The sequence below is a fragment of the Candidatus Magnetaquiglobus chichijimensis genome (assembly GCF_045865675.1).
Lineage (GTDB): Bacteria > Pseudomonadota > Magnetococcia > Magnetococcales > Magnetaquicoccaceae > Magnetaquiglobus > Magnetaquiglobus chichijimensis.
The window spans coordinates 26,535-42,611 of record NZ_BAAFGK010000004.1 but is presented as its reverse complement, the minus strand read 5'-3'; the positions used below and the strand labels follow the sequence as shown (position 1 = coordinate 42,611).

The window sequence follows — 16,077 nt, the reverse complement described above, 5'->3', positions numbered from 1 at the left end:
GCCGGCCCGCGGACCCCCCCGCACGGGTCCGCATGTCGGCGGTTGACGTGGCGCGCGATAGAACGTATTTACGAACCATCGCCGCTCGATCGACCCATCGACTTTCATTCAATTTTTCAGAAGGTCATGCCAAGGCACGTTCGGCGGATCGCCCATCCTCAAACACCCCGTCCCGATTGGATCGCCACCCGTCATGAGTTGGATCTGGAGCCTGCCCGTCATTCTGCTGATCGCCCTGATCGGCGTCTTCCATCCGCTCTTCACCCGTCGCGGCCACGCGCCGCTGCCGGTCGGCGTGGAAGGGGATCCGCGCGAGGCGCTTCTGTCGCGCCGCGACGCCGTGCTGGTGCAACTCAAGGAGTTGGATCTGGAGGGGAATGGCGATCCCCAACAAGGGTCCACCCGCGCCGAACTGGAACGGGAACTGGCGAGCATCCTGACCCGACTCGACGGCCTGACCGCACCCCCCTCCTCTCCAGTGGCGGGGGTGATCAAAAAATCCCCCCTCGACATGGCCATGGGCGTGGCAGGCATGCTCTCGGTCGCCTTTCTGGCCAGCCTGCTCTATCTCTGGCTGGGCACCCCGCAACCGATCGCACCGGCCAAGGAGCATCCGGCGGCCTCCGCCGACATCCTGCGCATGGTGGAACAGGCGGCTCAACGGCTGCGCGCCAATCCGGACGACATCGCCGGCTGGCAACGTCTGGCCCGCTCCTACACGGCGCTCGATCGACCCGGCGAGGCGATCGCCGCCTATCGGCACATCCTGTCGCGCCAACCCGAGGATGAGGACACGCTCCTGGCCTTGAGCGAGTTGCAGCTGCAAAACCCGGATCCGGCCATGCAGGCCGAGGCGGAGAATCGCCTTGAGTCCCTGCTGGTCCGCCATCCCGACCATCCGGACGCGCTCTGGTTTTTGGGACTCCAGGCGGCGCGCACCGGCCAGAAAAGTAAGGCCCTGACGCTGCTCAACCGGCTCAAACCCCTGCTGCCCGCCGGATCCCCGGCCATCCAGACCGTGGACCAGGCGATCGCCCAGATCGGCAAGCCGTGACGGTGATCCCGCCGCCCCTCTCCCCATGATGTCCGATCGCGCCATGATGTCCGATCGCGCCCGTCGCGCCAACTGGCGCGACACGGGCGGGCGCCGCGAAAAAAAACGTCAGGCAGCTCGGCCCGTTCCGTTACCGGGAATCCTGGTGTGAAGGCGATCAATCGGTTATCATGAAAGGATGCGCGTGAATAGCAACAGCCGGATCGTCACGCGCGCCACGCCTCTCACCCTTTCAAACTGACCAAGGAGTGCCACTTCATGGGTTTGGGAACTTCGCATTTGCTGATCATTCTGGTGATCGTTCTGGTGGTGTTCGGCGCTGGAAAACTCCCCTCGGTGATGCGGGATATCGGCCAGGGGGTCAAAAGCTTCAAGGACGCCATGAGCGGCGACAAGGATCCTCCCGACAGCGACCCCAAGCCGGAAGAGAAAATCGCCGCCGCCTCCCAGACCATCGAAGGCCAGGTCAAGAAGGACGCCTCCGCTTGATCGCGCGAGACTCGGGTGAATCGGACGCCTCGCGGGCGGAGTGATGGTCGATGTTCGGACTCAGTTGGATTGAAATCTTCATCATCCTGGTGGTGGCGCTGGTGGTCATCGGCCCCGACAAGCTGCCGGAGGTGGCGCGCGGTCTGGGACGCCTGATCCGCCAGGGTCAGAAACTGGTCAACGAGGTGCGGGATACCATCCGCATGGAGGATCTGGAGTCGCGCTACCGGGAGAATTCCCACTACACCCCTCCGGTGACGCCGCCCCACGCCCCACGCCCCGAAGATGCGCACCGACCCGTCGAACTCGGCCCAGCCCTCGCCACGATCGACCCGGCACCCGCCGCGACCACGCCGGAGGTCATCAGCGCTGCGCCGGTTGGATCGTCGCCGGTTTCAAAAGCGCCCGCCGATGGCGTGACGCCCGTTCCACCCGCGTCCACCACGTCCGGCGCGACCACCATCGGCGCAGGATCGCCCGCCACCGGATCGGGTGGCCCGCAACCTGTCGCCCTGTCGCCGGGCGCCGTCGAGACGGCCAGCCGCCATCCAGCCGCCCTGCCGCCGGAACCTACCCAGGCCGCGCCGACCGTCACGGCCCGGCCCGCCAACCAGGATCAACCGAACCACCCATGATGGGACCCAACGACACCGCGCCGCTTCTGGCGCATCTGACCGAACTGCGCAACCGCCTGATCATCTCGGTGGTGGCGATCATCATCGGCTTCGGGCTCTGCTGGGGCTTCTCCGAGGAGATCTTCTCCTTTCTGATGCGCCCCCTGAAGCAACTCCTCGGGCCGAACGACAAAATGATCTACACCGGCCTGCACGAAGCCTTCTTCACCTACCTCAAGGTCTCGGCCTTCGGCGGCTTCGTGCTTGCCCTGCCGGTGGTGCTCGGTCAGTTGTGGGGCTTCGTGGCCCCTGGACTCTACGAATCCGAAAAAAAGACCTTTCTGCCGTTCCTGATGATGACCCCGGCGCTCTTCTTTTTGGGCGCGGCCATGGCCTATACCTTCGTGTTTCCCATGGCCTTCACCTATTTCTTAAGCTTTTCCACGCCGGATATCGCCGCCATGCCGTCGATCTCCGAGTATCTCAGCCTGATCATGACCCTGATGCTGGCCTTTGGGCTGGTGTTCGAAATGCCGATCGCGCTGCTGCTGCTCATCAAGACCGGCGCGGTCAGCACCCGGACGTTGATCGACAAACGCAAATACAACATCGTGCTCTCGTTCGTCGTGGCCGGGGTGATCACCCCCCCGGATCCGATCTCCCAGATCATGCTCGCGGTGCCGATGTGTCTGATGTACGAAATCGCCATTTTCCTGGGACGCGGCATCGAACGCAAACGGGCACAAGAAAATCCGTCCGAAACGCCCACCCAGGAGACCACACCAGCCCCGGAGGCCGGAGAATGAGCAAACATCCCCTCGCGCCCATGGAGATCATGCCCCTGGGCGGACTGGGGGAGATCGGCATGAACCTCATGGTCTACGGCTACGAGAACAAACTGCTCGTGGTCGATTGCGGTCTCACCTTCCCCTCGCCTGAAACCCCGGGTGTGGATTTCGTCATCCCGGACGTGCGCTACCTGGTCGAAAACCGCGAACGGATCGTCGGCATCGTCCTCACCCACGGCCACGAGGACCACATCGGCGCCATGCCCTACATCTGGCCGCTGCTGGATGTGCCGATCCACGCCACAGCCATGACCCTGGGACTCCTGGAAGGGAAATTCCGCGAACACGGTCTGCTCAACCAGGCCGAAATGATCCAGGCCAAACACCGCCAACCGGTGCAGATCGGACCGTTCAACGTCACCTTCCTGCACGTCACCCACTCGATCGTGGACTCCTCGGCACTGGCGATCCGTACCCCGCTCGGCACCATCGTCCATACCGGCGACTTCAAAATCGATCACACCCCGGTCAACGACCGTCCGACCGACCTCTATTCGTTCGCGCAACTGGGCGAAAAGGGGGTTCTGGCGCTGCTCTCCGACTCCACCAACATCAACCGTTCCGGCTCCACCATCCCGGAACAGACGGTGAGCGAAGCGTTCGCCAAACTCTTTCCACGCGCCAAGGGGTTGTTGATCGTCGCCACCTTCTCTTCGAACATCCAACGCATCCAGCAGGTCATGGAGGCCGCCGTGGCGGCCAACCGCAAGGTGCTGCTCAACGGACGTTCGATGGTGGCCAACGTCAACGTGGCCCGCTCCCTGGGCTACATCGACATCCCGGATGACCTGCTGATCGACATCCGCAAGTTCAACAGCTACCCGCGCCATCAGGTGATGGTGATCTCCACCGGCAGCCAGGGAGAACCCAACTCCTCGCTGGTGCGCATCGCCACCGGCGAACACCAGGATATCGACATCCGCCCCGGCGACATGGTGATGCTCTCGTCGCGTTTCATTCCCGGCAACGAAGGGAGCATCTGGTCGCTGATCAATCTGTTGTTCAAGCGCGGGGCCGAGGTGATCCACGAAAAGACCCATCCGGAGGTGCACGTCTCCGGTCACGCGCCTCGGGACGATCTGCAACTGATGCTCGCCCTGACCCGACCCCGGTTCTTCATCCCGATGCACGGCGAACGGCGTCATCTCCAAAGCCATCGCGACCTGGCGATCCGCATGGGCATTCCGCCGGAGCGGGCCCTGGTGATCGAGAACGGCGATCGCGCCGTGCTCGACCGCGACTCGTTGCGCGTGGACGGCACGATCCCGAGCGGACGGGTGTTCGTGGACGGCAAAGGGGTGGGCGACGTGGGCGACATCGTGCTGCGCGACCGCATGCATCTGGCCGAGGACGGCATGGCGGTGGTGCTGCTGGTGATCAACAAGGCCACCGGCGAGGTGCTGCAACGTCCCGAACTCCTGACCCGTGGCGTGGTCTACGAGGACGAAAGCCAGGAACTCCTGGAAGAGGCCAAAGACGCCATCGAGGCGGCGTTGGCGCTCGGTTCCAAGGGGATGGACTTTGCCGACGACGAGGTGGTTGGTCCGTCGGAGATCGCGCAACGGGCCCTGCGTCGTTTCTTCAAACGCCGTCTCGGGCGGCGTCCGGCGGTCTTCCCCCTGGTCATGGAGATGTGATCCCATGACCACCAAGCGACGTCCCACACCGACGGCTCCCAAGGCCGCCGCCGATGCGCCGCTCACGCCCGGCGCACAGATTGTGCGCGAGGCGCTGGGTCTGATCATGCTGTTCCTGGGCGCCTTTCTGCTGTTGACCCTGCTCTCCCACAATCCCGAGGATCCCTCGTTCAACTACGCCAGCGACAACGCGGCGGTACACAATCTGGCCGGTCGCACCGGCGCCCTGCTCTCGGACGGACTCTATCAGGCGCTCGGATACGGCGCCTTCTGGCTGGTCTTTTTTCTGCTTGTGCCCGGATATCGGCTGCTGCGTTCCAAACCCGAGGAGATCTTCTATTTGGACCGGGTGATGGCCGCACCGATGGTGGCCCTGGTCACCATGACCCTGCACGCCCTGTTGACCAACACCACCTCCTCCCCGGACGCCTTTCCGCCCGCCGGACCCGGCGGCGTGATCGGCGGGGCGATGGCCGAAACCATGCGTCACGCCTTTGGCCTGTGGGGTGGACTGCTGCTGATCACCCCGTTGGGAGTGCTCGCCCTGATGGTGCTGCTGCGGGTTTCGTTCACCGGCATCATGGAGTGGGTGCAGGATCTGCGCGAGGTCTCGTTGCCCAAGCCTACCTCCATCCCGGAGGCCCGGCAAATGGTCAGCCGCTCGGGAGCGGATCTCTTCTCCAAGGCCCTGAGCTTAAGCGGCAAGCTGCTCATCGGAATCGTGGGCGTCGTCGCAGCCCTGCCGATGCTGATGCATGCACTGCATGACCGGCTGCGCGCCGCCATACCGAAAGCCCGTCCCACGCCCCCTTCGTCCCCCGCACAACCGCTCGGCGCGCCCCTCCTGGAGACGCGGGTGGAGCCGGTGATCGATCTTCCGCCGACTCCCGCACCGGAACTGCGCGATCTGCTGGCGAAAACCGCGCTCACCGCGCCGGAATCCGCCCCCGTCATGCCGGCTCCGGTTCCAGAACCGCCCCCCCGCGAACAGGATGCGACGCCCGAAACGGAACGAAGCGCCGAAGCGCCGGTCCGCACGCCCGAGATCACGGCTCCCCCGTCGGAGCCGATCACCTCGGCCTCGTTGTTCACCGGGCAGCGTCCCGAACCCACCGTCGCGCCTGTGGCCCCGACCCGGCAGGAGTCCCTCCAACCGGCACCTCCCGCCGAGGTTGTTGCCGCGAACGGCGCGCCCGGCCTGTCGATCGAGAAGGCCACCCTGTCGCTCTCTCTGGGCGGTTCGGCCACGCCGGGCGTATCGATCGAACAGCCCAGGATCTCGTTCTCGTTGGGAAGCGCGCCAGCCACCCCGGCCCGTGACGCGCAACCGGACCAGGCAAATGCCAAGGATGCCGACGCCGCTCCCGCGCGGCGTCAGGGTGTGGTGTTCTTGAAAAAATCTCCGGAAGCCGAAACCACCGGGAGCGCGCTGGAGATGACATCCCCCAGTCAGCCTGGTTCCGATTTCGGGGAGAGGACGGACGGGAGTTCGAGCGTGTCGAGTCTCCGTCCCGAGCCGGTGGAGCTGGATCCGGACGAGGAGTTGCCGCCGGACGAGGGGATTCCGCCCCTGGCCCCCTGGTCGCGGGCGTCCGACAACGGCATGGGGTTCGACGGCCCCGGCGAGGCGATTCCCGCTACACGCATGCCGAGCCCGGAGTTGAGTTTCGCGGATGCGACGCTCGAGACCTATGCGGATCCCGACCTGGAGAGCGAGGAGGACTCCGACGACGCCTGCTTCGACGCCTCGTCGAACCTGGAGGATGCCCCGACCCCATTGCCGCCGTTGTCGTTGTTGGCATTGCCGGAGGATACCGGCTATCACGGCCCGAGTCGCGAGGAGTTGCAGTCCACGGCGCGGCTGTTGGAGCAAAAGCTCGAGGACTTCAAGGTCAAGGGGCAGATCATCGACGCCCATCCGGGACCGGTGATCACCACCTATGAACTCGACCCCGCGCCAGGTCTGCGCGCCGCCAAGGTGATCGGGCTGGCGGACGATCTGGCCCGTTCGATCTCGGCGGTATCGGTGCGCGTGGTGGGGAACATTCCCGGCAAGAACGTCATCGGCATCGAGATCCCGAACGCCAACCGACGCACGGTCTATCTGCGGGAGATTCTCGATTCCGACATCTTCCGGCAGGTGAAGAGCCCATTGGCCATGGCGTTGGGTTCGGACATCAACGGGCGTCCGGTGGTGGGGAATCTCGCCAAGATGCCGCATCTGCTGGTCGCAGGCACCACCGGTTCGGGCAAATCGGTGGCGGTGAACGCCATGATCTGCTCGATCCTGTTTTCGTGTCGTCCCGAGGATGTGCGGTTTCTGATGGTCGATCCGAAGATGCTGGAGCTCTCCATCTACGAGGGAATTCCGCATTTGTTGGCCCCGGTGGTCACCGATGTCAACAAGGCGGCGGCGTTGCTCAAGTGGGCGGTGGCCGAAATGGAGGAGCGCTATCGGCTGATGTCGGAGCTGGGGGTGCGCAATCTCTCCGGTTACAACCAGCGCATTCAGGAGTGTCTGATCTCCGGCGAGGAGCCGACCCGGCGGGTGAAGGTTGGGTTCGATCCCGAGACCGGGCGTCCGGTGGAGCAGGAAGAGCCGATCCCGCTCGAGAAAAAGCCGTTGATCGTGATCATCATCGACGAGTTGGCCGATCTGATGATCCAGGTGGGCAAGGATGTGGAGCCGGCCATCGCGCGATTGGCGCAGATGGCGCGTGCGGCGGGATTGCATCTGATCATCGCCACGCAGCGTCCGTCGGTGGATGTGATCACCGGGTTGATCAAGGCCAACTTTCCGACCCGTTTGGCGTTTCAGGTCTCGTCAAAAATCGACTCGCGCACGATTCTCGACTCCATGGGCGCGGACCGGTTGTTGGGCATGGGTGACGGGTTGTTCCAGCCCCCTGGGACCGGACTGTTGCAGCGCATTCACGCCCCGTTCGTGGCGGATGGAGAGGTTCACACTCTGGTGAAGTTCCTCAAGTCCACCGGGCGTCCCGAGTATGATCTCTCCATTCTCGCTCATGGCACGGGTGGGGATGAGGGGGACGACATGGGGATGGGAGACGGGATGACGGACGAGTATGATCCGTTGTACGACCAGGCGGTGGCGGTGGTGATCCGGGCGCGCAAGGTGAGCACGAGCATGGTGCAGCGGCATTTCAAGATCGGATACAACCGTGCGGCGCGGATTGTGGATCGGATGGCGATGGATGGTTTGATCTCCGAGCCGAACCATTCCGGCAAGCGGGAGGTGTTGGCCCCGAATCAGGGAGGAGAGCGGTGAGCCAGGCGGGTTGCCAGCCAGGCGGGATTGTTTTAACCGTCGCGGGGAACAGGAGGCCGAAGGCCACCGCAACAGTCAAACCGGGTAACGCTTCAGGTCCCCCTCTCTATACGGGGGGCCGGGGGCGATTATCGCCCCCGGTGGGGTTCGGGGCGAAGCCCTGAGGTTTGGATTTTATGATGTTGACTTTGCCTTTCGCGCATTTTTATGATAATAGATTTTTTAGAAAAATGCGCAAGCGCGCGCTGTCCTTTGTACATTCCCCCGTTGACCGCAGGGAAACGGGGGAATATGAATTTGCATGAGGGGGGGTGAATCGTTACCAAACCGATTCCTTCCTCGCCTCTCCCCTACCTCACACCCCTACCCGCTTGCGCGTATGCTTGCCCCCACCCGGCGACGGTCCCTGCGCGACCGACTCCACCGCCTCCACCAACCGATCCACGGTCATGGCATCGGCCACCGACAGCATCACGAACCGAACGCCATACAACTGCCGCGATACCTGCACATCCTTGCTGTCTCGCGCCTTGGTGATGGTCGTGACCGTGCCGTAGGTGTTGATCGGCGTGCCCATCAGAATCTCACCACGAATGGACACCCCGATCCTGTCTCCACTTTCCAACGCAACCGGCGGGATGTTGCAGGTGAACGACAAACCACCCTGGGAGATGTCCACCACCTGAGCGGAAAAAGGCTCGGCACCACGCTTGTGAACCTGAACCTCCAACAACATCTCATTCGGGATCTCCACCCGCTGCTGCAACCGCTTGGTGGCCACCTGAAAACCCGGTGGCCAGGAAAGCTCGATCGCCTGCCCGGTCTCGATCCGTTGTACCTTGCGAAAGGTCACCACGGTACGAAAATACTCCAAGCCCAGACAAAACCCCAACAACACCTTGGCCGCCTTGCGAATGCGCATGTTTCCATCCGGCGGCTCGAGCGGGGTGATCAGAATCCATTGCTCCTCGGCCTGGGGCACGGCATCCGCCGTGGCGACAGCCGGCTGGATCTTGGCGGCGAACTGGGCCAACACCAGATCAGCGGTCTTTTTCTTGAAATGGCTGGGATCCTCGGAGAGCGACAACAAACGGGCGCCGTAATGCTTCTCCTCGCCGTCCAGGCGCACCTCCAACAACACGCTCTCACGCACGGCACGTTGCAGGGTATCAAATGTCGAAAGCTTGCCGGGTACGTTTTTGTCCATGACCATGCTCTTTCAAGGCCCCCTTCCAAATCACGCGAACAGACATGAACAGATCAAATCAGAATTGATATGATTTGCACATTCAAGCAATAATCACACCACAAGCAAGCCATCATCCATCCTCATCCCAGCCGTCGCGATCCCGATTCAGGTTGGAACCCGTCGTGGCAACGATGCGCGGCCCGGCCTGTCAACGCTCCCCGCATCCCCACGGTGGAACGATGGATCTATTGATAGCGAGGGGCTTTCCTGGGGTCCGCCGGAGGCTGCGGAGGCTGGGCTGGGGGCAGGCCAGGCCCCTCGGCGCCCAGAGGCGGCGGCGGATTGACCTGCTTGTAGCCGGCGGGCAACTGGAACAGGGCGGCATCCTGGGGGCCCTCGCGGATGGCGGTGACCTCCATGGCGGCCTGACGCCCCTCGCCGAGCCGAACCGGAATGCGCAACGCGGCATCCACCCACTGCTGGTAGCTGTTCTTCCTCTCCTTGAAACTGTGGGTGATCTCCCACTTTTCCGTATCGCGTCCCTCGATCTTCTCGATGCCGAGAAGCTTGCGCTCCATCACCGGACCGTCATCCGGCTGCTGACGAATGACGATGCGTCGCCCGGCATCGACCCAGATGCGCACGACATGTTGGGCACCCTGCCCCTTGGCCTTGACCGACCATTTTTCGGTCTGGATCCCATGGATGGTCTCGGATCCATCGTGGGTGCAGGCGAGTTGCGGATCGAGTTTGCACGGACCTTGCGGGTCATCCGGCATCTTTTCCACATCCGGACGGGGTGGCATGAGCGCCTCGCTCAACCCTTCGTGATACTCTTTCCTGTCCGGTATCAGGGTATAGGCCTTGCGTTCCGGAATGTTGACGATCAACACTTTTCGGGTACCCTGATAGACCCCCTCGGAACGCAGACGGTCGGCGCCCACATACAGCTTGCCGGAGGCCCGATCCTTGGGATCCACGGGGCTGACCATCACGGTATCCGCCGAGAAAGGGGCGCCATACCACGAAGCGGCGCCAGCGAGGCCGGGAGTGAGCACCGCAAGAGCCGCGAGCGTGCTCTTGAACAAGGATCGGGACATGGACATCAATGCAAAGACTCCCTCTCATGCCAGATTGAATGATTTTTGATGGGGGGAGCCCCCCTCACCCCCGACCGTGAACCTCCCTGGCAGGAGTTTCACGAAAAAATATGGCGGTTCACGACCGCAAATGTCGAATATATCTTGGCGCAAACCCAAAAATCAAGCTATACAACAATCCCGCGCGCACGCGCACCCAAAACCATTTCAGAACAAAAACGCGCGCCCAACCGAGCGGAAACGCCACACCCCTTTGTCCAATCATCCAACGCAACCGCGATCAGGAGTCCATACCATGGCCATTCAACGTACCCTTTCCATGATCAAGCCCGACGCCGTGGCCAAGAATGTCATCGGTGCCATCTACTCCCGTTTCGAGGCCGCCGGCCTGCGCATCGTGGCTTCCAAGATGCTCCATCTGTCGCCAGCCCAGGCGGGCGCCTTCTACGGCGTGCACAAGGGCAAGCCGTTCTATGACGATCTGGTGCGCTACATGAGTTCCGGACCGATCATGGCGCAGATCCTCGAAGGCGAGGAGGCCATCGCCAAGAATCGCGAGGTGATGGGGGCCACCAATCCGGCCAAGGCCGCGCCAGGAACGATCCGCGCCGATTTCGCCGAAAGCATCGAGGCCAATGCCGTGCATGGCTCCGACGCCCCGGAAACCGCGGCCCAGGAGATCGCCTTCTTCTTCGGTCAAATGGAGATCTGTCCGCGTTGATGCCTCTCGCTTCCTCTGCCCCACCGCCCGCCGGGGAACCGCCCGCCGGGGAACCGCCCGAAATGGGCGCTGCCCCGACGGCGCCGGTGTTCACACCGTCGGCGCCCCTGCGCCTGACCGACATGACCCGCGAGGAGTTGACCCAACTCATGATCGCGTGGGGCGAAAAACCCTATCGAGCCCAGCAGGCATGGTCCTGGGTGTATGCCAGGCTGGCCGGAACGGTCGAGGAGATGACCGATCTCTCCAAATCGTTCCGCGCCCGACTGGCGGAGGTGATCGCGCCGCTGCGCCCGCCCGTGATCTCCCATCGGGTCTCCACAGATGGGACGGAGAAGTGGCTTCTGGACTGCGGCGACGGCGTGGCCGCGGAGACGGTCTTCATTCCCGATGAAGAGCGCGGCACGGTGTGCGTCTCGTCCCAGGCCGGATGCAGCCTCGCCTGCCCCTTCTGCCGCACCGGCACCCTGCCCCTGCGCCGCAACCTCACCACCGCCGAGATCGTCGAACAGGTGCTGTTCGTGCGCGCCACCATGGCAGCGCGCGGGGTGCGGGTCACCAACGTGGTGCTGATGGGCATGGGCGAACCGTTGTACAACCTCGCGGCGGTCACCCGGGCGGTGCGGATCATCATGGACAACACGGGACTTGCGATCGGCTGTCGCAAACTCACCCTCTCCACCTCCGGGGTGGTCAACAAGATGGAAGAGGCGGGACTCAACCTGAACGTCAACCTCGCCATCTCCCTGCACAGCGTCCGCGACGCGGTGCGCGATCAACTGGTGCCGATCAACCGCAAGTTCAATCTGGCGGCACTGCGCCGCGCCGCCCTCGCCTGGCCGATGCGCGGACGCGATCGCATCACCTGGGAATATGTGCTGCTCGATGGGGTCAACGATTCGCTTCAGGATGCCCGCGAACTGGTCAACTGGCTCAAGGGGATCCCTTCCAAGGTGAACCTGCTGGCCTTCAACCCCTGGCCAGGCGCACCCTATGCCCCCACCCCGCGGGAGCAGATCCTGCGCTTTCAAGAAGTCGTGGCCAATGCCGGATTGGTGACCATCATCCGGGACAGTCGCGGGGCGGATGTGGGGGCGGCCTGCGGTCAATTGGCCGGCACGGCAGGGGAGTTGGGGTTATTTAATCCCCTTCATGCAACGGAAGCTTGACTCTCGAAAAAAAATGCATAGAATATAGGGTTTTCGTCGCAGATGCGCCGAACGTGGCGCACAAGACATCTCCATCCAGAAGAAAAGAGGCACGAGATCAATGGCGGTTCGTATTCGCATGCAACGCAGAGGCTCCAAGAAACGTCCCTTCTACGCCGTGGTCGCGGCGGATGCCCGCATGCCGCGGGATGGTCGTTTCCTGGAAAAACTCGGCGTTTTCAATCCGCTCCTGGAGACCGATCGCGTCTCCCTGGACATGGAGCGCGTCAACCACTGGTTGAGCGTCGGCGCGGTGCCTTCGGATACCGTGGGTCGCCTGATCAAGCAGATCCAGGCTTCGGCCTGATCGGCCTCGGCCCGACATGATCGACTCGGGCGCCAACTGGGTCGCCATGGGGCGAATCAAGGGGGCGTTCGGGGTGCGGGGTGAGGCGCGGGTGGCGCCCTGTTTTCTACCCGTTGCCAGAATCCTGCCGGATACGGCCCCCATGCGAGAGCTGTCCAGCGATTGGTTGCTCACGCAAACCCGTTGGGAGTTGGGCAAGGCGGCCCCGCCCGAAGTCCAGGTGACCGTGCGTTCCGGTCGCCGACACGGCGATGACCTCCTGGTGACGCTCGAGAACTGGGAAGTTCGGGAGCAGATCCAAACCCTGGCGGGCATGGCCATCTGGTTGCCGGTGGACCAATTGCCGGATCCAGGCGCGGGACGACACTACTGGTTCCGTCTGCTCGGCTGTCGGGTGGTGGCCATGCCGGACCCGGAGATGGAGGCGTCGGATGGTTCCGCGACCTGCCCGCCCGAAGAGGCCGGTCCAGGGTTGCCGAACGCGGGGGCCGGTCTGGAGCGCGAAATCGGCGTGGTGAGCGAACTGCTGGGAACCGGCTCCAACGATGTGTTGGTGGTGACCCAACCCGATGGAGAAGAGCGTCTGCTGCCGGTGATTCGCGATGTGATCCTGGCGGTTGACGAGGCTGGCAAGACGATTCGGGTCCGGCTCATGCCGGGTCTATGAATGGTCGTTCGCCCATGACTGAGTAGCCGGTGCTTGTTAGGATGCGCTTCTCGATTCTCACCCTGTTTCCCGAGATGTTCGCCCCGGTGCTGGATGGTTCCATCCTCGGGCGGGCCAGAGAGCGGGGGGTGATCGAAACCCGTCTGATCCAGATTCGCGATTTCGCGCTGGACAAGCACAACCGGGTCGATGACGCCCCGTTCGGAGGCGGACCAGGCATGGTGCTCAAGCCCGATGTGCTGGAACGGGCGGTGCATGCGACACGCAGCGCGTGTCCTGGTCGGGTGATCTGGTTGACCCCGCAAGGACGGCGGTTTGGGCAGGACGAGGCGGTTCGTTTGAGTCTGGAACCGCATGTGATTTTGGTTTGCGGCCACTATGAGGGCGCAGACGAACGGTGGGTGGCGCAGTCGGTTGACGAAGAGCTTTCCATCGGCGATTTTATCCTGACCGGCGGCGAACTGCCCGCCATGCTGATTCTCGACGCGGTGGCCCGGCTGGTTCCCGGTGTCTTGGGCGACGAGGAAAGCGCACAGGCGGAATCGTTTTCGCAAGGTTTGTTGGATCACCCGCATTACACCCGCCCGGCCCGGTGGCCAACCCTTTCCGGGGAAGTGGTTTCGGCACCTTCGGTGCTGTTGTCCGGGAACCACGGGGCGGTTGCGGCGTGGAGAAGAAGACAGTCGCTGTTGCGCACCCTGATCCGACGTCCGGAGTTGTTGACGCGGGTTGCCTGGAGTCGCCAGGAGCGGCGGTTGATCGAAGAGTTGGCCAAGGATCTGGAGGCCATGGATGTCACCGATGAACCCTCCGAGGGTGGAGGGTTTGAGAACACGCATGACGGGATGAAAAGATCATGAACGAATTACAGTTGTTTGAGCAGGCGCAGATCAAGGCCGATGTCCCCAAATTCAACGCGGGCGACACCTTGCGGGTGCATGTGCGCGTGATCGAGGGAAGCCGCGAGCGCATTCAGATGTTCGAAGGTGTGTGCATCGCGCTGCGCAACGCCGGCAACCGTACCACCTTCACGGTGCGCAAGGTCTCGTTCGGCGAGGGTGTGGAGCGTCTCTTCCCGCTCTACTCCCCGAAGCTGGACAAGATCGAGGTGCTGCGCAAGGGCGACGTGCGCCGCGCCAAGCTCTACTATCTGCGTGACCGCACCGGCAAGGGCGCCCGCATCCGGGAGAAACGGGACTGGTAGCCCGGATTCGTCCAGGTCTCGACCTGGAACAGGAACTTCAAGCGACCGGCTTCACGCTGATTTGTGGCGTGGACGAAGCCGGTCGCGGTCCCTTGTGCGGTCCGGTCGTGGCCGCCGCCGTCATTCTGCCCCCTTTTCGGGCACTCCCCCCTTCCCTTGTCCACATCGACGACTCCAAGCGCCTGACCGCCGCGCAACGGGATATCCTTGCCGTGACGATCCGCGCCGAGGCCCTCGCCTTTGGCATTGGCCTCTGCGAGGCGGTGGAGATCGACCGGCTCAACATCCTCCGTGCCTCGCTGTTGGCGATGAACCGCGCGGTGGCGGCGTTGCGCGCGACCGGGGTACAGGGGGCGACGAATCCTCCCCAAACCGCGCCTGACGCAATGCCTGCTTTCGACGGAGGGAACGCCTCTGTCCCCCATGTCGAGCCAGAGGCTCGGATCGTACCGGGATTCGTCCTGGTGGATGGTCGCGACGTGCCTCCCGGTCTCCCCTGTCCGGCGCGGGCGGTGATCAAAGGGGACCAATTGTCCGCCTCGATTGCGGCGGCAGCGATTCTGGCCAAGACCCATCGGGATGGGATCATGGCCGAACTGGCACGACGTCATCCGGGTTACGGCTGGGAGCACAATGCCGGTTATCCCACCCAAGAGCATCTGGCGGCATTGGAACGACTGGGGGTAACCCCGGAGCACCGACGCAACTATGGCCCGGTGGCACGCCTGCTGGGATTGTGCTGAAAAGGGATCCGTGAAAAAAAAACAGGGATCCGGCTTGAGGGGGGGAGGCCGGATCCCTGGAAGAGGCATGGACGAACCACGCCTCGGTCTTCATGAAAAAGAACCAAGGGTCAGCTTGAGGGGGGGGAGGCCGACCCTTGGTCGGGACGACTGGCGTCCCGTTGCCATGAAAAAGAACCAAGGGTCAGCTTGAGGGGGGGGAGGCCGACCCTTGGTCGGGACGACTGGCGTCCCGTTGCCATGAAAAAGAACCAAGGGTCAGCTTGAGGGGGGGGGAGGCCGACCCTTGGTCGGGACGACTGGCGTCCCGTTGCCATGAAAAAGAACCAAGGGTCAGCTTGAGGGGGGGGGAGGCCGACCCTTGGTCGGGACGACTGGCGTCCCGTTGCTATGATAAAGAACCAAGGGTCAGCTTGAGGGGGGGGAGGCCGACCCTTGGTCGGGACGACTGGCGTCCCTTTTCGAAATTCGTTTTCATTCTCCCCTTTTCAAAAAGGGGAGAGGAGGATCAAGGGCTGGATGGGGGGGAGAGTATCCAACCCTTGATCCGGGCCGTGCGCGAACCAAGCCCTGTTCCTTCCACTTCTACTTCCACATCTACTTCTACATCCACTTCCACTGTGCCACTGCAACAACAGAACTGCCACACAACATGCTCACTGCTGCACAAATGCTTGAACCATCCTTAGTCCGTATGCTTGTTCCTTGACTTGATAAATATCAAACAACGTGCCAAGATTGAATTTTGATGTTTTCATTTTAAAAATCAATTAATTGACAAAATACGGCCGCCACCCACCCTGTTTCGACTGGTGCAAAAAATTCATTCATTTTGCATTGCAATATAGCATTCATCAGGAGACCCTTAAATAGAAACAAATTATAATCAATCAGTTAAAAGGTGGTGGCGATTTTTTTTACAAGAAAGCCATGGAGAATGAAAAATTTTCGCAAGGGCGCAGGCACGCACAGGGGCTCGAACGTCGGAAAAGAAAGACCACCCCACA

At 62.7% G+C, this 16,077-nt stretch carries 14 protein-coding genes and 1 pseudogene; 13 read left to right on the top strand and 2 right to left on the bottom strand.

Going from position 1 to position 16,077, the window contains the following annotated elements; all coding sequences use genetic code 11:
* Positions 1 to 193: 193 nt before the first annotated feature.
* The 6 genes from ACOY6C_RS04685 to ACOY6C_RS04660 all read left to right on the top strand — a co-directional run bounded on the left by ACOY6C_RS04685 (position 194) and on the right by ACOY6C_RS04660 (position 7,931).
* The gene (locus ACOY6C_RS04685) at positions 194 to 1,054 is read left to right on the top strand and encodes a tetratricopeptide repeat protein (protein ID WP_420904336.1); all 861 of its coding nucleotides are present in this window, start codon (positions 194 to 196) and stop codon (positions 1,052 to 1,054) included.
* Between the two features lie 258 nt (positions 1,055 to 1,312).
* Positions 1,313 to 1,543 (top strand): twin-arginine translocase TatA/TatE family subunit, encoded by a 231-nt coding sequence (gene tatA, locus ACOY6C_RS04680; RefSeq protein ID WP_420904335.1) that lies wholly within the window; start codon positions 1,313 to 1,315, stop codon positions 1,541 to 1,543.
* A 50-nt stretch (positions 1,544 to 1,593) separates the two neighbouring features.
* Positions 1,594 to 2,178 (top strand): Sec-independent protein translocase subunit TatA/TatB, encoded by a 585-nt coding sequence (locus ACOY6C_RS04675; RefSeq protein WP_420904334.1) that lies wholly within the window; start codon positions 1,594 to 1,596, stop codon positions 2,176 to 2,178.
* Positions 2,175 to 2,963, top strand: a complete 789-nt coding sequence (gene tatC / locus ACOY6C_RS04670; protein WP_420904333.1) for a twin-arginine translocase subunit TatC — start codon at positions 2,175 to 2,177, stop codon at positions 2,961 to 2,963. Before ACOY6C_RS04675 ends, tatC begins: the two co-directional genes overlap by 4 nt.
* Complete coding sequence (locus ACOY6C_RS04665) at positions 2,960 to 4,642, top strand: ribonuclease J (RefSeq protein ID WP_420904332.1); 1,683 nt, start codon at positions 2,960 to 2,962, stop codon at positions 4,640 to 4,642. The genes tatC and ACOY6C_RS04665 overlap by 4 nt, the downstream gene beginning before the upstream one ends.
* Positions 4,643 to 4,646: 4 nt before the next feature.
* The gene (locus ACOY6C_RS04660; protein ID WP_420904331.1) at positions 4,647 to 7,931 is read left to right on the top strand and encodes a DNA translocase FtsK; all 3,285 of its coding nucleotides are present in this window, start codon (positions 4,647 to 4,649) and stop codon (positions 7,929 to 7,931) included.
* A gap of 355 nt (positions 7,932 to 8,286) precedes the next feature.
* Here ACOY6C_RS04660 and ACOY6C_RS04655 read toward each other — a convergent pair whose 3' ends face one another.
* Both ACOY6C_RS04655 and ACOY6C_RS04650 read right to left on the bottom strand, forming a co-directional pair.
* On the bottom strand, positions 8,287 to 9,138 hold the full coding sequence (locus ACOY6C_RS04655) for a PilZ domain-containing protein (protein ID WP_420904330.1): 852 nt from the start codon (positions 9,136 to 9,138) through the stop codon (positions 8,287 to 8,289).
* A gap of 227 nt (positions 9,139 to 9,365) precedes the next feature.
* The gene (locus ACOY6C_RS04650) at positions 9,366 to 10,226 is read right to left on the bottom strand and encodes a hypothetical protein (RefSeq protein WP_420904329.1); all 861 of its coding nucleotides are present in this window, start codon (positions 10,224 to 10,226) and stop codon (positions 9,366 to 9,368) included.
* 289 nt (positions 10,227 to 10,515) lie between these two features.
* Between ACOY6C_RS04650 and ndk the strand changes: the two genes are divergently transcribed.
* The 7 genes and pseudogenes from ndk (at position 10,516) to ACOY6C_RS04615 (ending at position 15,070) form a co-directional block, all read left to right on the top strand.
* Positions 10,516 to 10,941 (top strand): nucleoside-diphosphate kinase, encoded by a 426-nt coding sequence (ndk, locus tag ACOY6C_RS04645; RefSeq protein WP_420904328.1) that lies wholly within the window; start codon positions 10,516 to 10,518, stop codon positions 10,939 to 10,941.
* Between the two features lie 62 nt (positions 10,942 to 11,003).
* Positions 11,004 to 12,110, top strand: coding sequence for a dual-specificity RNA methyltransferase RlmN (gene rlmN, locus ACOY6C_RS04640; RefSeq protein WP_420904327.1), 1,107 nt, complete (start codon positions 11,004 to 11,006; stop codon positions 12,108 to 12,110).
* A gap of 100 nt (positions 12,111 to 12,210) precedes the next feature.
* Positions 12,211 to 12,435 (top strand): annotated as a pseudogene (rpsP, locus tag ACOY6C_RS04635) (30S ribosomal protein S16); the annotation flags it as partial.
* 37 nt (positions 12,436 to 12,472) lie between these two features.
* Positions 12,473 to 13,123 carry a ribosome maturation factor RimM gene (locus ACOY6C_RS04630; RefSeq protein ID WP_420904326.1) on the top strand — a complete coding sequence of 217 codons (651 nt, stop codon included), beginning with the start codon at positions 12,473 to 12,475 and terminating at the stop codon, positions 13,121 to 13,123.
* Between the two features lie 41 nt (positions 13,124 to 13,164).
* The gene (gene trmD / locus ACOY6C_RS04625; protein WP_420904325.1) at positions 13,165 to 13,983 is read left to right on the top strand and encodes a tRNA (guanosine(37)-N1)-methyltransferase TrmD; all 819 of its coding nucleotides are present in this window, start codon (positions 13,165 to 13,167) and stop codon (positions 13,981 to 13,983) included.
* Positions 13,980 to 14,327, top strand: coding sequence for a 50S ribosomal protein L19 (rplS, locus tag ACOY6C_RS04620; protein ID WP_420904324.1), 348 nt, complete (start codon positions 13,980 to 13,982; stop codon positions 14,325 to 14,327). The genes trmD and rplS overlap by 4 nt, the downstream gene beginning before the upstream one ends.
* Before the next feature lie 5 nt (positions 14,328 to 14,332).
* Positions 14,333 to 15,070 (top strand): ribonuclease HII, encoded by a 738-nt coding sequence (locus ACOY6C_RS04615; RefSeq protein WP_420906081.1) that lies wholly within the window; start codon positions 14,333 to 14,335, stop codon positions 15,068 to 15,070.
* Positions 15,071 to 16,077: the final 1,007 nt, after the last annotated feature.

What these genes read in the sequence shown, in the direction of transcription:
- tatC (WP_420904333.1), top strand. Translation starts at nt 2,175, where the DNA reads ATGATGGGACCCAACGACACCGCGCCGCTTCTGGCGCATCTGACCGAA.
- rplS (WP_420904324.1), top strand. Translation starts at nt 13,980, where the DNA reads ATGAACGAATTACAGTTGTTTGAGCAGGCGCAGATCAAGGCCGATGTC.
- ACOY6C_RS04685 (WP_420904336.1), top strand. Translation starts at nt 194, where the DNA reads ATGAGTTGGATCTGGAGCCTGCCCGTCATTCTGCTGATCGCCCTGATC.
- ACOY6C_RS04630 (WP_420904326.1), top strand. Translation starts at nt 12,473, where the DNA reads ATGATCGACTCGGGCGCCAACTGGGTCGCCATGGGGCGAATCAAGGGG.
- ndk (WP_420904328.1), top strand. Translation starts at nt 10,516, where the DNA reads ATGGCCATTCAACGTACCCTTTCCATGATCAAGCCCGACGCCGTGGCC.
- tatA (WP_420904335.1), top strand. Translation starts at nt 1,313, where the DNA reads ATGGGTTTGGGAACTTCGCATTTGCTGATCATTCTGGTGATCGTTCTG.
- ACOY6C_RS04675 (WP_420904334.1), top strand. Translation starts at nt 1,594, where the DNA reads ATGTTCGGACTCAGTTGGATTGAAATCTTCATCATCCTGGTGGTGGCG.
- ACOY6C_RS04665 (WP_420904332.1), top strand. Translation starts at nt 2,960, where the DNA reads ATGAGCAAACATCCCCTCGCGCCCATGGAGATCATGCCCCTGGGCGGA.
- trmD (WP_420904325.1), top strand. Translation starts at nt 13,165, where the DNA reads ATGCGCTTCTCGATTCTCACCCTGTTTCCCGAGATGTTCGCCCCGGTG.
- ACOY6C_RS04655 (WP_420904330.1), bottom strand. Translation starts at nt 9,138, where the DNA reads ATGGACAAAAACGTACCCGGCAAGCTTTCGACATTTGATACCCTGCAA.
- ACOY6C_RS04660 (WP_420904331.1), top strand. Translation starts at nt 4,647, where the DNA reads ATGACCACCAAGCGACGTCCCACACCGACGGCTCCCAAGGCCGCCGCC.
- rlmN (WP_420904327.1), top strand. Translation starts at nt 11,004, where the DNA reads ATGGGCGCTGCCCCGACGGCGCCGGTGTTCACACCGTCGGCGCCCCTG.
- ACOY6C_RS04650 (WP_420904329.1), bottom strand. Translation starts at nt 10,226, where the DNA reads ATGTCCATGTCCCGATCCTTGTTCAAGAGCACGCTCGCGGCTCTTGCG.